This is a genomic window from Collinsella tanakaei (genome assembly GCF_016902615.1).
Classification (GTDB): domain Bacteria; phylum Actinomycetota; class Coriobacteriia; order Coriobacteriales; family Coriobacteriaceae; genus Collinsella; species Collinsella tanakaei_A.
The window spans coordinates 100,386-113,196 of the sequence record NZ_JACJMB010000005.1 but is presented as its reverse complement, the minus strand read 5'-3'; the positions used below and the strand labels follow the sequence as shown (position 1 = coordinate 113,196).

General features: G+C 67.2%; 14 protein-coding genes. All 14 read left to right on the top strand.

Translation table 11 applies throughout. The features are described from left to right. Nucleotides 1-233: 233 nt before the first annotated feature. The 14 genes from rpsP to H6A21_RS03145 all read left to right on the top strand — a co-directional run bounded on the left by rpsP (nt 234) and on the right by H6A21_RS03145 (nt 12,781). Nucleotides 234-587, top strand: a complete 354-nt coding sequence (gene rpsP / locus H6A21_RS03210) for a 30S ribosomal protein S16 (protein WP_204560135.1) — start codon at nt 234-236, stop codon at nt 585-587. Nucleotides 588-649: 62 nt separating this feature from the next. Continuing rightward, on the top strand, nt 650-895 hold the full coding sequence (locus tag H6A21_RS03205) for a KH domain-containing protein (protein ID WP_204560169.1): 246 nt from the start codon (nt 650-652) through the stop codon (nt 893-895). Nucleotides 896-927: 32 nt separating this feature from the next. After that, the gene (locus H6A21_RS03200; RefSeq protein WP_342636042.1) at nt 928-1,434 is read left to right on the top strand and encodes a 16S rRNA processing protein RimM; all 507 of its coding nucleotides are present in this window, start codon (nt 928-930) and stop codon (nt 1,432-1,434) included. A gap of 9 nt (nt 1,435-1,443) precedes the next feature. After that, entirely contained in the window at nt 1,444-2,232 is a 789-nt protein-coding gene (gene trmD / locus H6A21_RS03195) for a tRNA (guanosine(37)-N1)-methyltransferase TrmD (RefSeq protein ID WP_204560133.1), read from the top strand. Continuing rightward, nucleotides 2,229-2,789 (top strand): signal peptidase I, encoded by a 561-nt coding sequence (gene lepB / locus H6A21_RS03190; RefSeq protein ID WP_342636041.1) that lies wholly within the window; start codon nt 2,229-2,231, stop codon nt 2,787-2,789. The genes trmD and lepB overlap by 4 nt, the downstream gene beginning before the upstream one ends. 133 nt (nt 2,790-2,922) lie before the next feature. Further along, nucleotides 2,923-3,825, top strand: coding sequence for a glycine--tRNA ligase subunit alpha (locus H6A21_RS03185; RefSeq protein WP_204560132.1), 903 nt, complete (start codon nt 2,923-2,925; stop codon nt 3,823-3,825). 1 nt (nt 3,826) lies between these two features. Beyond that, nucleotides 3,827-5,920: a glycine--tRNA ligase subunit beta gene (gene glyS, locus H6A21_RS03180; protein WP_204560131.1), complete on the top strand. Its 2,094-nt coding sequence runs from the start codon at nt 3,827-3,829 to the stop codon at nt 5,918-5,920. Between the two features lie 197 nt (nt 5,921-6,117). Beyond that, nucleotides 6,118-6,459 carry a 50S ribosomal protein L19 gene (gene rplS / locus H6A21_RS03175; RefSeq protein ID WP_204560130.1) on the top strand — a complete coding sequence of 114 codons (342 nt, stop codon included), beginning with the start codon at nt 6,118-6,120 and terminating at the stop codon, nt 6,457-6,459. A gap of 151 nt (nt 6,460-6,610) precedes the next feature. Further along, the gene (locus H6A21_RS03170) at nt 6,611-7,399 is read left to right on the top strand and encodes a ribonuclease HII (RefSeq protein WP_204560129.1); all 789 of its coding nucleotides are present in this window, start codon (nt 6,611-6,613) and stop codon (nt 7,397-7,399) included. A 176-nt stretch (nt 7,400-7,575) separates the two neighbouring features. Beyond that, nucleotides 7,576-8,043 carry a YraN family protein gene (locus tag H6A21_RS03165; RefSeq protein ID WP_204560128.1) on the top strand — a complete coding sequence of 156 codons (468 nt, stop codon included), beginning with the start codon at nt 7,576-7,578 and terminating at the stop codon, nt 8,041-8,043. Further along, nucleotides 8,025-9,554, top strand: coding sequence for a YifB family Mg chelatase-like AAA ATPase (locus H6A21_RS03160; protein WP_239462600.1), 1,530 nt, complete (start codon nt 8,025-8,027; stop codon nt 9,552-9,554). The genes H6A21_RS03165 and H6A21_RS03160 overlap by 19 nt, the downstream gene beginning before the upstream one ends. Next, complete coding sequence (dprA, locus tag H6A21_RS03155; RefSeq protein ID WP_204560127.1) at nt 9,541-10,467, top strand: DNA-processing protein DprA; 927 nt, start codon at nt 9,541-9,543, stop codon at nt 10,465-10,467. Before H6A21_RS03160 ends, dprA begins: the two co-directional genes overlap by 14 nt. 29 nt (nt 10,468-10,496) lie before the next feature. Beyond that, nucleotides 10,497-11,834 carry a methylenetetrahydrofolate--tRNA-(uracil(54)-C(5))-methyltransferase (FADH(2)-oxidizing) TrmFO gene (gene trmFO, locus H6A21_RS03150; RefSeq protein WP_204560126.1) on the top strand — a complete coding sequence of 446 codons (1,338 nt, stop codon included), beginning with the start codon at nt 10,497-10,499 and terminating at the stop codon, nt 11,832-11,834. A 2-nt stretch (nt 11,835-11,836) separates the two neighbouring features. Next, entirely contained in the window at nt 11,837-12,781 is a 945-nt protein-coding gene (locus H6A21_RS03145) for a tyrosine recombinase XerC (RefSeq protein WP_342636040.1), read from the top strand. Nucleotides 12,782-12,811 lie beyond the last annotated feature (30 nt).

Here is a 12,811-nt window from a genome sequence, read left to right as displayed (position 1 = left end):
GCGCGACATCGCCCCGGTGGCACCAAACCACCCCGCCCCCGATGGAGACAAGGGAGATGCATGGTTTGTGAAGAGCTTGCATTCTGGACGGTAGTGGTCAAAATATGGATTTGCCTGCGGCCATTCCGAAGAAGTCGCTCTCACGGGCTTCACCAGCTCGGGTCGTTGGCGTATGATAACAACTTGTTTGTCTGTAGTTGCAGCTGAATGCTGCGTAGTTGGAGGAGTTTTAAGTGGCAGTTAAGATCCGCCTCGCTCGTCATGGTTCCCACAAGCGTCCGTACTATCGCGTTGTCGTTGCCGACGCCCGTTCGCCGCGCGACGGTCGTTTCATCGAGGAGGTCGGTCGCTACAACCCGCTGACCAACCCCAAGACGATCAACCTCGACATCGAGAAGATCAACGACTGGAAGTCCAAGGGCGCTCAGCTCACCGACGCCGTGGCCGCCCTGGTCCGCGCCGCCGAGGAGGGTCCGAAGACCGAGACCGTCGTCAAGAAGTCCAAAAAGCAGCTCGCCCGTGAGGCCGAGGAGGCCAAGAAGGCCGCCGAGGCTGCCGCTGCCGAGGCTGAGGGCACCGAGGAGTAACGTTGTCCGAAGAGCTCAACGAGAGCGTCGAGACACCCGAGGAGCTCGAGGGCGCAGAGGGGATGCTGTCCGATCGCATCGCCGACCTCGTCGAGTACCTCGTTGTCAACATTGTCGACGACGCCGATGCGGTGAGCCTTGAGGTGATCGATAGCGAGACCTCCTCGACTATCGAGGTCATGGTCGCTCCTGACGACGTGGCCAAGGTCATCGGCCGTCACGGTCGGACCATCAAGGCGATTCGCACGCTGTCCCGGGCGCTTGCAGCCCGGCTCGGCACTTCGGTTGAGGTAGAGGTCTTGGGGTAGCCTTGACGATTGCTTATCGAAACATAGCCCGTGTGGTCGCACCCCACGGGATCAAGGGGGAGGTCACCGCGGAACCGCTGCGGGGCCTTCCTTTCCTTTTGCATGAGGGCATGACGGTCGCGCTTACGCCGCCGGCGCTCAACCGCGACCGCTTCTGCCGCGTCATCTCGACCGACGCGGCAAGCGGGCTCACGGCGTTTTCGGGCATTGACTCTCTCGACGCCGCGGAGGGCATCGCCGGCTGCTATGTGCTCGCCTGCACCGATGAGGTCGACGCGGGGCCGCTGGTGGCCGCAGCCGACGACCTTATCGGGCGCACCGTCATCGATGCGCGCTACGGGGAGCTCGGCCGCATCATCGAGATCATGGAGACACCCGCCAACGACGTGTGGGTGTGCGACGGGGGCGCCTACGGCGAGGTCCTCGTACCCGTCATCGAGCCGGTCCTCGATGCCATTCCCGAGGCGGGTGCTATCTCCGTGCACGTGATGGACGGCATCGTGGACGCTCCGGCGCCCGAGGCCGACGCCGGAAAGTAGGGGGAGACCATGCTCATCGAGACCCTGTCGGTGTTCCCCGAGATGTTCGAGCCGGCCATGTCGACGTCCATTCTCGGGCGCGCGCGGCGCTCCGGCCTTTTCGACTTCGCCGCCTACGACCTGCGCGACTGGACGCACGACCGCCACCGCACCGTCGATGACGAGCCCTATGGCGGGGGCCAGGGCATGCTCATGAAGGTCGAACCGCTCGCAGAGGCGATCGACGACATCGCGAGCGTGGGACCGAGGCCCCATGTGGTCTTCTTCACGCCCTGCGGCGACGTGTTCGACCAGACGGTCGCCGAGCGCCTGTCCCACGAGGAGCGCCTGCTGTTTGTCTGCGGCCGCTACGAGGGGATGGATGAGCGGGCATACGCATATGCAGACGACCGCCTCTCGATCGGCGACTACGTGCTCACAGGCGGCGAGCTCGCCGCCATGGTCGTGACCGATGCCGTCGTCCGGCTTCTTCCCGGGGCTTTAGGCGACGAGATGTCGAACGTGGACGAGTCCTTCTCGACGGCCCCCTCAGGCGGTCTGCTCGAGTACGCTCAGTACACGCGCCCGGCTGAGTTTCGCGGCGCGCGCGTCCCGGACATCCTGCTGTCGGGCGACCATGCCAAGGTGGATGCCTGGCGGCGCGAGAACGCCATCGAGCGAACCTGCCGCTGGCGGCCCGACCTGATCGGGCGCGCCGACCTGAGCGCGCCGGAGCGCGCGCGGGCGGAAGAGCTCATCGAGCGCTTTCACGGCGCCGCATCTGCTAACGACGGTGAAGAGGAGGAGACGGTATCGTGACATCGAACGGCAACTCGTTTTTCCGCAGCATCCTCGAATGGGTGGTCATCTTCGCCATCGCCATCGGGGCCATGCTGCTCATCCGCACCTATGTGGTCGAGCCCTACGTCGTGCCGACCGGCTCCATGGAGACGACCATCGAGATCGGCGACCAGGTGTTCGCCGAGAAGGTGACCATCAATCTCGGCAACATGCCCCAGGCCGGCGACATCGTGGTCTTCCATAACCCCGACGCCACCAACGAGCACGATGTTCTCGTGAAGCGCGTCATCGCCACCGCGGGGCAGACCGTCGACTTCCAAGACGGCAAGGTCGTCGTCGACGGGCAGGTTCTCGACGAGCCCTATGCGCAGGGCAGCTCCTACCCGCTGGCCTCGCAGGCACCCGGCGTTGCGCTGAGCTATCCCTACACGGTGCCCGAGGGGTGCGTGTGGATGATGGGGGACAACCGCGAGAACTCCGCCGACTCCCGCTATTTCGGACCCGTCTCGCAAGACGAGCTCATCGGCATCGCGGTCGTGCGCTATTGGCCATTGAACCGCATCGGCCTGCTGTAGGCCACCGCACGCGTCCAGCGCCTGGAGCTTTCAGGATTAATTTGCAACCACTGCGTTTCAGCCCATCCGCGCGTGTGCCGGATGGGCTATCATTTTGGACCGTATGAACATACTCGTCGAGGGGAACACAAGGATGGACAATTCCGCCCTCTCCTTCCAGGAGATCATCCTGCGCCTCCAGCAGTACTGGGGCTCACACGGCTGCGTCATCATGCAGCCCTACGATTCCGAGGTCGGCGCCGGCACGTTCCACACCGCAACGACCCTGCGCAGCCTCGGTCCCGCCGCATGGCGCACCTGCTATGCGCAGCCCTGCCGCCGTCCCGCCGACGGCCGCTACGGTGAGAATCCCAACCGCATGCAGCACTACTACCAGTTCCAGGTGCTCATCAAGCCGAGTCCCGCGAACTCGCAGGAGCTCTACCTCGACTCGCTGAAGGCCATCGGCCTCGACCCGGCCGACCACGACGTGCGCTTCGTCGAGGACGACTGGGAGTCTCCGACGCTCGGCGCCTGGGGTCTCGGCTGGGAGGTCTGGCTGAACGGCATGGAGGTCACTCAGTTCACCTACTTTCAGCAGGTGGGCGGCATCGAAGTCGATCCCGTGCCCGTCGAGATCACCTACGGTCTCGAGCGCCTCGCCATGTACGTCCAGAACGTCACCTCCGTCTACGACCTCGTCTGGAGCTATCTGCCCGACGGCACGCCCATGACCTACGGCGACGTGTTCCTGGAGAACGAGCGCGAGTTCTCGGCATACAACTTCGAGGTCGCCAACGTCGAGATGATGCGCCAAAAGTTCGACGACTACGAGCGCGAGTGCCATTCCTGCCTCGAGGCGAAGCTGCCGCTGCCGGCCTACGACTGCGTCATGAAGTGCAGCCACGCCTTCAACATCCTCGATGCCCGCGGCGCCCTGTCCGCCGTCGAGCGCGCCAACTACATCCTGCGCGTCCGCACCGTGGCCAAGGCCTGCTGCGAGGCCTATCTGGCCGAGGTCGCCGGCGAGAAGCATACCGAAGGGGAGGTCGCCTAACATGGCAGAGATCCGTGACGTTCTGTTCGAGATCGGTACGGAGGAGATGCCCTCCGCGCCGCTCATGAATGCCGTGAAGCAGCTGCCGAAGCTCGTAGCTGGCGGTCTCGACGCCGCCGGGCTCGCCCATGGCGACATCCGCGTGCTCTCCACGCCGCGCCGCCTGGCGGTCCTCACCTCCGTGGCGACCGAGACCGAGGCGGTCCACGAGGTGAAGCGCGGCCCTGCGGCCACTATCGCCTTCGACGAGAACGGAGAGCCCACGAAGGCGGCGGCGGGCTTTGCCCGCAAGTGCGGCATCGACGCCTCCGCGCTCGTGCGCCGCGAGGACACCGACGGCCGCGAGTATGTCTTCGCCGAGAAGGACATTCCGGCGGCTCCCGCCATGCCGCTGCTCTCGACCCTGTTCCACGACGTGATCGCGAACCTCGAGTGGCCGAACTACCGCAGCCAGCGCTGGGGCTCCACGCACGAGACGTTCGTGCGCCCGATCCGCTGGATCTGCGCGCTGATGGGTTCCGAGGTCATCCCGGTGACGTATGCCGACGTGACCTCCTCCAACACGACGCGCGGCCACCGCGTGCTCGGCCCCGGAGACCACATCGTTGCGGAGCCCGCCGTCTACGAGCAGGTGCTCGAGCAGGCGGGAGTCCTGTCCGAGGAGCGGCGACGCTCCGTCATCGACGAGGGCATCGCCAAGATCGAGGCCGAGCGCGCCGGAGCGCACGTCGACACCCCGAAGAAGGTGCTCGACGAGGTCGTGAACCTCTGCGAGTGGCCGACGGTGCTCGTGGGCAAATTCGACGAGGAGTTCCTCGCCGTCCCGCATGAGATCATCTGCGAGTCCATGCTCTCGAACCAGCGGTACTTCCCGATCTACGACGTCGAGGGCAACCTCACGCGCGAGTTCGTCGTCGTGGGCAACGGCAAACCGGAGAACGCCGAGCGCATCATCGACGGCAACGAGCGCGTCGTGCGCGCCCGTCTTTATGACGCGAAGTTCTTCTACGACGAGGACCTCAAGGTCCCGCTGGAGGAGTTCCGCAGCCGTCTTGCCTCCGTCGGCTTCCAGGAGAAGCTCGGAACGGTACTGCAGAAGTCCGAGCGCATGGAGGATCTGGCGCTCGCCATCGCCCAGGCCGCCCATATTGGCGCCCATGCGGCATCCGACGCCCAGCGCGCCGCGCATCTCGCCAAGGCCGACCTCGTGAGCTCCGCGGTCGTGGAGTTCACGAGCCAGCAGGGCGTCATGGGCGGCTACTACGCCCTGGCGGCGGGAGAGTCCCCTGAGGTCGCCGCCGCCATCCGCGACCACTACCGTCCGCGGTTCGCCGGCGACGATCTGCCCGAGGGCATCGCCGGCTGCATCGTGGCGGTCGCCGACAAGCTCGACACCATCGCCGGCATGTTCGCCATCGACGAGCCGCCCACCGGCTCCAAGGACCCCTTCGCGCTTCGCCGCAGCGCCATCGGTATCCTGAACATCCTGCGCGAGCGCCTGCACTGCGGGTACGAGGAGCTCGTCGGCCCCGCGCTCGACGCTTATGCCGAGCAGGGCCTCGCCTTCGACCGCGACGCCGTCGCCGCCTCCGTGTGCGCCTTTATCAAGGGTCGTATGGAGCAGATGGCCCGCGACGAGAAGATCTCGGCTGACACCGTCGCCGCCGTCTCCGCCGGCTCGGTTTGCGCACCGGTCGATTACTTCGCGCTCGCCCACGCCCTCGAGGACGCGCGCGAGAGCGACCCGGAGGCGTTCGAGAACCTCGCGACCGCATACGCCCGCGCGAGCCATCTCGCCGACGGCGCCCTCGGCTGCGATGTCGACGCCGCCCTCATGGGGGAGGCCGAGCTCTCGCTCATGCACGCCACGGACGCCGCGCGCGAGTACGTCCAGACCGCCCTTGCCGACAAGGACTTCAAGGCGGTCATCTCCGGCCTGGCCGGTCTCCGCGAGCCCATCGACCGCTTCTTCGATGACGTCATGGTCATGGACGACGACCAGGCGCTTCGCGAGAACCGCCTGCGCCTGCTCAACCGCTTCGAGGCCGTCTTCAGCGGCATCGCCGACATGGGCGCCCTCGCGAAGAGGAAGTAGTCTACACCCCCTTGAAGCTCGAGCGCGTCCCGCCTGCCTCGCAAGACGGCTCCGGCGGGACGCGGTGTGCGTTCATCACAGGAACTACGCGACTTCGGCCTTGCGCAGCCTTTCGGCTTGCGTATAATAGTCACGTTTGTTCAACCCATGTGTCGTCACGAGCGTGCGGCACCTCTGGCAAGAGTTAGGAATCGATTATGGATTACATCCGCGCAATCGAGCGCCAGGATATCCGCGAGGATATCCCGCAGGTCCGCGTTGGCGACAACGTGAAGGTCCACTACCGCATCAAGGAAGGCGACCGCGAGCGTATCCAGGTCTTCCAGGGCGACGTCATCCGCATGAGCGGTGGCTCCTCCCGCGAGACCTTCACCGTCCGCAAGATCTCCTTCGGCATCGGTGTCGAGCGTACCTTCCCGCTGCACAGCCCGAAGATCGCCAAGCTCGAGGTCATCCGTCACGGCCGTGTCCGTCGCGCTAAGCTCTACTACCTGCGCGACAAGATCGGCAAGGCCGCTCGCATCCCCGAGAAGCGCTAGTCGATTCGCAAACAGGAAGCCGTCCTTCGGGGCGGCTTTTTTCATGTACCGATTTCGCGCGAACCACAGATGGCGTGCGGCTCCTGTTTTCAGCACACGACCCCTCGCGCTATCCTTGGGGGAGCAAAAGACAGCAAGCGAGGGGATGCAGATGGCGAACATGACGAGCTCGCGGCCGGCGAGCCAAATCGCTGCCGAGTTGAAAAGCGCCCAGATCGAGGAGATCGAGGACCTCGCGCTGAGGTATCGCGAAGACCCGCGCGTACAGGTGCAGAAGGCCCTCGCGAGCGCCCTTCGCCGCCTCGAGAAGACCCGGGCCGAGCAGCAGCGCGTCGAGCAGATGTACCGGACTATGGCTGAGCTCGGCGGCACGGGTGTCGTCGTGGGCGTCGACGAGGTCGGCCGCGGCTCCGTTGCCGGTCCGCTGACGGTCTGCGCCGTCCAGCTTCCCGCAGAACCCATCATCTGGGGCCTGAACGACTCCAAGCAGCTCACGCCCGCCCGCCGCGAGGCGCTCGCCGCCCGCATCGCCGAGGTTGCGCTCGCGATCGGCATCTACCATGTTCCTCCCGAGGATATCGACCGTGACGGCATGGCCAAAAGCCTGCGCGTGGCCGTCGCCGGCGCCGTAGCCGACACGGGCGTCGCCCCTGACCGCGTCCTCATGGACGGCAATCCCTTGGGCGCCGTGCCCGGCGAGGTCGACGTAGTGCATGGCGACGCCACGGTGGCCTGTATCGCCGCCGCCTCGATCGTGGCCAAGGTCACCCGAGACGAGATGATGATCGAATACGACGCCGAGTATCCCGGCTATCACCTCGCGCAGTCGAAGGGCTACGCCTCGGCCGAGCACATCGCGGCCATCCGCGAGCACGGCCTGACCCCCATCCATCGGGTGAGCTTCTGCGGAAACTTCCTGGAAACCGCACGTCTGTTCTAGGTTCCCACCGCTCGCACACGCCGCTTCCGTACCTGCCGGAGGACAGGGTGCGAGCATCGCGGTTGGACGCAGAACCGCATCAGCGCAGCATCCTGTCCGTCAACGGTTGCCTTTCGCGCCCTTCGCTGTCGGGACGCACGTCAACACTGGCGCGCACCCGACAGAAAGGAGCGATTATGCTGGAGCGTACACGGCACGGACGGGATCGGAACTGGGACCTGCTGCAGGCGATGCTGGACGATCCCGATGCCCTGGAGGAGCTCACGACAAGCGAAGTCGGACGGGTGGGGGAGGCGCTCGCGCTCGCCTACCTTGAAGATCGCGGCTACACACTGGAGGAGCAGAACTACCGGTGCTCCGAGGGCGAGGCGGACCTCATCATGTTCGATGAACAGTCTGAGGAGATCGTGCTGGTCGAGGTGAAAACCCGGCGCGCGAGAAGGGGAGCGCGCGACATGTTCCCCGAGCTCGCGGTCGACGAGCGCAAGCGGGAGCGCTACGCCCGCATCGCCGCCCGGTTCTGCATGGAGAACTTCCCGGTGTTCGCCATCCGCTTCGATGTGATCGGGGTCTCGTTGAAACCGGGCCCCTATGCCGAGGTCGAGCACCTCGTCGGAGCCTACGAATGGGACAGCGAGCGATGAGCGGATACGGGGTGTTCGCCGTCCACGCCGCGTGCGTCCGCGGCGTCGAGGCGGTGCCCGTGACCGTAGAGGTGTCCATGGCCGATGGACTCCCGGGCATCGCGATCGTCGGCATGGCGGATTCGAGTGTGCTCGAGGCGCGCGGCCGCATCCGGTGCGCCCTGCGCTCGGCAGGCTATTCTGTTCCCCGGAAATCCATCACGGTGAACTTGGCGCCCGGCGACATGCGCAAGACGGGCTCGGGGCTCGATCTGCCCATCGCCGTCGCCATTCTTGCCGCCTCCCATCAGATTCCCGCACGCGGCATCGATCGCTGCCTGTTCGTGGGCGAGCTCGCCCTGGATGGCTCGGTCTGCCCGGTTCGCGGCGAGGTCGCCTACCAGATGCTCGCCCGCGAGCGCGGCCTTGCCCTTGTGAGCCCGCAGGCAGACACCCACGTACACATCGAGGGCATCGAGCACGGCTGCCTGGCGCACTTGGGGCCGCTGCGCGCCGGCATCGACGAGGCGGTGTCCGCGGCCAGGCAACCCCCTGAATCCTCCACCGCACCTGATGAGACCCTCGATTTCTCAGACGTGGTGGGCCAGGAGGTCGCCAAGCGCGGCATGGTCATCGCAGCGGCAGGGGAGCTCGGCCTGCTCATGGTCGGTAGCCCCGGTTCGGGCAAGACGATGCTCGCGCGCCGCATGACGTCCATCTTGCCCGCCATCGATGAGCGGGCGCGCCGAGAGGCCCTCTGCATCCACTCGGTGTGCGGCGAGGACCTGCGCGGCCTGCTTGCGGGGACCCGTCCGTTTCGCAGCCCGCACCACAGCATCTCGGCGGCGGGACTTGTGGGCGGCGGACGGCCGGTGCGTCCCGGGGAGATCAGCCTGGCGCATGGCGGGGTGCTGTTTCTCGACGAGCTGTCCGAGTTTCCCTCGAATGTCTTGCAGACACTGCGCCAGCCCATGGAGGCGGGTTCTGTCCGGATCGTACGCGTGGAGGGCGCCTACACGTTTCCCGCACGGTTCCAGCTGCTCGCCGCCTCGAACCCCTGTCCCTGCGGCTACCTGGGGGACCGCGAGGTGCCCTGCACCTGCGCGCCGTCGGCTATCCAGCGCTACCGGGCGAAGCTCGCCGGACCGCTCGCCGACCGCATCGATATCTCCATCGATGTCTTTCGACCCGACCCGGAGGCGATCGTGCGCGGAGCGCAGGGTATGGGCTCGGCCGAGATGCGCGCTTTGGTCGAAGCTGGCCGGGCCTATCGGCGTTCCCGCGAATCTGCGCACGCCGCTTGCCACGACATCCGCGGGACCGACGGGGCGATCGCGGCGTTCGATCTCGATGAGGATGCAGGCGAAACGCTCGTCGCCCTGGCACGCGGCTCCCACCTCACCGGCCGCGCCATGATCCGACTGTGCCGCATCGCGCGCACGATCGCCGACATCGCCCAGGAGGCGCTCGTTAGGCGCGACCACATCCTCGAGGCGTCCATGTTCAGGAGGTCATCTGATGACGAAGCATAATACGCGCATCGAGATCCACCTCGGTGACGCCAATTATCCTGAAAGCCTGCTCGACCTGCCCGCGCCGCCGCGAGCCCTCTATGTCCGCGGGGACCCCGCCGTGCTGCACACCCCCGCCCTTGCCATCGTGGGCGCACGGAGCGCCACGCCCTATGGCCTCGCCGTGGCGGAGGCCATGGCGACCGTCGCCGCGGAATCCGGCATCACCGTGGTCTCAGGCGGCGCCCGCGGCTGCGACCATGCGGCGGGGGCAGCCTGCCTGCGCGCGCATGGGCGCCACGTCGTCGTGCTCGGCTGCGGGGCGGATGTCGTCTACCCGCGCTCATCGGCACCCCTCATCGACCGAACGCTGGACGAAGGAGGCGCGGTCGTTTCGCTCGAGCGATGGGGCACGACCCCTCGGCCCTACATGTTCCCCAAGCGCAACCGCGTCATCGCGGCGCTCGCCCGCGCAGTCTGCGTGACCGAGGCGGGCCTGCCGTCCGGCACGTTCTCCACGGCCGATACGGCCACGGAGATCGGCCGTGAGATCCTTGCCGTGCCGGGATCGATCTTAAGCCCCACCTCACGTGGTGCGAATCAGCTCATCGCGAACGGCGCATGCTGCATCGTCGACGAGGAGTCGCTTGAGGTCGCGATCTCACGAATCTTCGGCACGCTGCGCCACGTTCTGCCCGAGCATCCGAGCGCACTGGGGCCTGACGAGCGCGACGCCCAGCTCATGGCTGCCCTCACGGCGAGTCCCCTGCGGGCAGACGACATAGCAGCCATGCTGGGCATGGACCCCGTCTCATGCCTCTCCTACCTCTCCGGGCTCGTCGTTGAGGGCCGAATCGAGCGGCTCGTTGATGGAAGGTTTTCGCCGACGGTCACCGCGCTCCACGAGATGTCGGCAATCATGCACAATAGGTAGGATTGCAACAACGACGATGGGGAGGACCGATGGACGAGATGCGCGCGATCGTGGTGGGCGGCGGCCTGGCGGGAAGCGAATGCGCCTGTCAGCTTGCCGATCGCGGGGTCAGAGTGCGCCTGTACGAGATGAGGCCGAACACCTCCTCGCCTGCGCACCATACCGACCACCTCGCCGAGCTCGTCTGCTCCAATTCGTTCAAGTCGACCCGCTTCGACTCGGCAGCGGGCCTGCTCAAGCATGAGCTCGAGCAGATGGGCTCCGTCCTCATGTCCTGTGCTCAGCGCGCCGCCGTTCCCGCCGGCGGCGCGCTCGCCGTCGACCGCGAGCGCTTCTGCGCCCTCGTCGAGGCCGAGGTCGCCGCGCGCCCGCTCATCGAGGTTGTGCGTGAGGAGGTCACCTCCATACCGCAGGGCCCTGTCGTCATCGCCGCAGGCCCCCTGTGCTCGCCTACGCTCTCTCAAGCGGTTCACGAGCTCGTGGGCGGCGAGTCCCTCTCGTTTTTCGATGCGGCCGCGCCGATCGTGGACGCCTCCACCCTCGATATGGACGTGCTCTTCCGCCAGTCGCGCTATGACGAGGCGGGTCGGGGCGATTACCTCAACGCGCCGATGAACAAGGAGGAGTACGAGGCCTTCATCGAGGCCCTCGTCGGCGCCGAGCGCGTCGTGCTCAAGGACTTCGAGACCGGCGACCTGTTCCAGGCCTGCCAGCCGGCAGAGGAGGTCGCGCGCAAGGGCATCGACGCCATCCGCTTCGGCGCGATGAAGCCGGTCGGCCTGAGCGATCCGCGCACCGGCAGACGCCCCTGGGCCGCCGTGCAGCTGCGCGCGGAAAACGAGGCCGGCACCGCCTACAATCTCGTCGGCTTCCAGACGAACCTCACCTTCCCCGAGCAGCGCCGCGTCTTCCGCATGATCCCCGGCCTGGAGCACGCCGAGTTCTTCCGCTACGGCGTCATGCACCGAAATACCTTCGTCGATGCGCCCCGCGTGCTCGACGGCACCTTCCGCGTGCCCGGCACGAGCGTGCGCCTCGCCGGCCAGATCACCGGCACGGAGGGCTACACGGAGGCCATCGCCTCCGGCCTGCTCGCGGCGCTGAACACGTATGCGGACCTCATCGGCGCGCCGGCGCTCGAGCTTCCCGCCACGGGCGCCCTGGGTTCGCTGGTGGCCTACGCGACGGACCCCGCCACCGTCGACTACCAGCCGATGCACGTGAACTTCGGCATCGTGCCGCCACTTGAGGACGGACGGCGTCGCTCCAAGCGCGACCGCTATGCCGCCTATGCCGAGCGGGCCGAGCGCGACCTTACCGCCTACCTTGCGACCAGGGGCGACCTCGGTCTCGCACAAGAGGAGTAGGCGTGGCCGCGGCTGATGGAACCGCCTTTGCCGACCTGATCGACTCGTTTCTCAGATACTGCGAGAGCGTGCTCGGCGAGTCGCCCGAGACGATTCGGGCCTACACCTCGCATCTGGCCGCGTATGAGCGGTGGCTTGCGCGCGAGGGCGTCGACGGCCGAGCGGTCGGCGTGCGCGACCTCCGCCGCTACCTTGCCGACCTTCGCAGCGCGCGGTATGCACCGCGCACCGTCGCCGCGCACTTCTCCTCCATCCGCTCGCTCTACGGCTGGCTCGCCGAGACCGGGGAGGTGGCGTCGGACCCCGCCTCGGCCCTGTCCGCCCCGAAGCTTCCGCGCTCGCTGCCCCGCGCGCTTGCGCACGAGCAGCTCGCCGCCCTGCTCGCCGCCCCCGACCTCACCTGCGCCGACGGGGTGCGCGACGCCGCCATGCTCGAGCTGTTCTACGCGTCGGGCGCGCGCATCTCGGAGCTGGCGGGCCTCGAGGTGCAAGATATCGATGCCCGCACGGGATCGGTGCGCCTGTTCGGCAAGGGGAGGAAGGAGCGGATCGTGCCCATCCACCGGCGCGCGCTCGACGCGCTCTCCCGCTACGTCGACACCGCGCGCCCCGAGCTGCTCGCGCGCGCCAAGGGGGCACCTGCGCGCACCCGTGCGCTGTTCATATCCGGACGGGGCGCGCCCATGTCGGTGGCAAGCCTGCGCTACCGCTTCAAGGTGCTCGCGCGCGCCGCGGGCCTGCCGTCCGACGTGAGCCCGCATGCGCTGCGCCATACGTTCGCCACGGACCTGCTGGAGGGCGGGGCGGATCTTCGCAGCGTCCAGGAGCTCCTTGGCCACGCGAGCCTGCAGACGACCCAGGTCTACACCCACGTCACCCCGGAGCGCCTGAAGGCGGCCGTGGCCCAGGCCCACCCACGCGCAGCCGGGGCTGCCGGCGACCGCTAGGGCTGCCGGCCGCCGCCGTGGCCAGACGGC

Excerpts from the sequence above, each read along its gene's own strand:
- glyS (WP_204560131.1), top strand. The coding sequence starts at position 3,827 with ATGGCAGAGATCCGTGACGTTCTGTTCGAGATCGGTACGGAGGAGATG.
- H6A21_RS03165 (WP_204560128.1), top strand. The coding sequence starts at position 7,576 with ATGCTGGAGCGTACACGGCACGGACGGGATCGGAACTGGGACCTGCTG.
- H6A21_RS03170 (WP_204560129.1), top strand. The coding sequence starts at position 6,611 with ATGGCGAACATGACGAGCTCGCGGCCGGCGAGCCAAATCGCTGCCGAG.
- H6A21_RS03160 (WP_239462600.1), top strand. The coding sequence starts at position 8,025 with ATGGGACAGCGAGCGATGAGCGGATACGGGGTGTTCGCCGTCCACGCC.
- H6A21_RS03205 (WP_204560169.1), top strand. The coding sequence starts at position 650 with ATGCTGTCCGATCGCATCGCCGACCTCGTCGAGTACCTCGTTGTCAAC.
- trmFO (WP_204560126.1), top strand. The coding sequence starts at position 10,497 with ATGGACGAGATGCGCGCGATCGTGGTGGGCGGCGGCCTGGCGGGAAGC.
- dprA (WP_204560127.1), top strand. The coding sequence starts at position 9,541 with ATGACGAAGCATAATACGCGCATCGAGATCCACCTCGGTGACGCCAAT.
- trmD (WP_204560133.1), top strand. The coding sequence starts at position 1,444 with ATGCTCATCGAGACCCTGTCGGTGTTCCCCGAGATGTTCGAGCCGGCC.
- rplS (WP_204560130.1), top strand. The coding sequence starts at position 6,118 with ATGGATTACATCCGCGCAATCGAGCGCCAGGATATCCGCGAGGATATC.
- H6A21_RS03185 (WP_204560132.1), top strand. The coding sequence starts at position 2,923 with ATGGACAATTCCGCCCTCTCCTTCCAGGAGATCATCCTGCGCCTCCAG.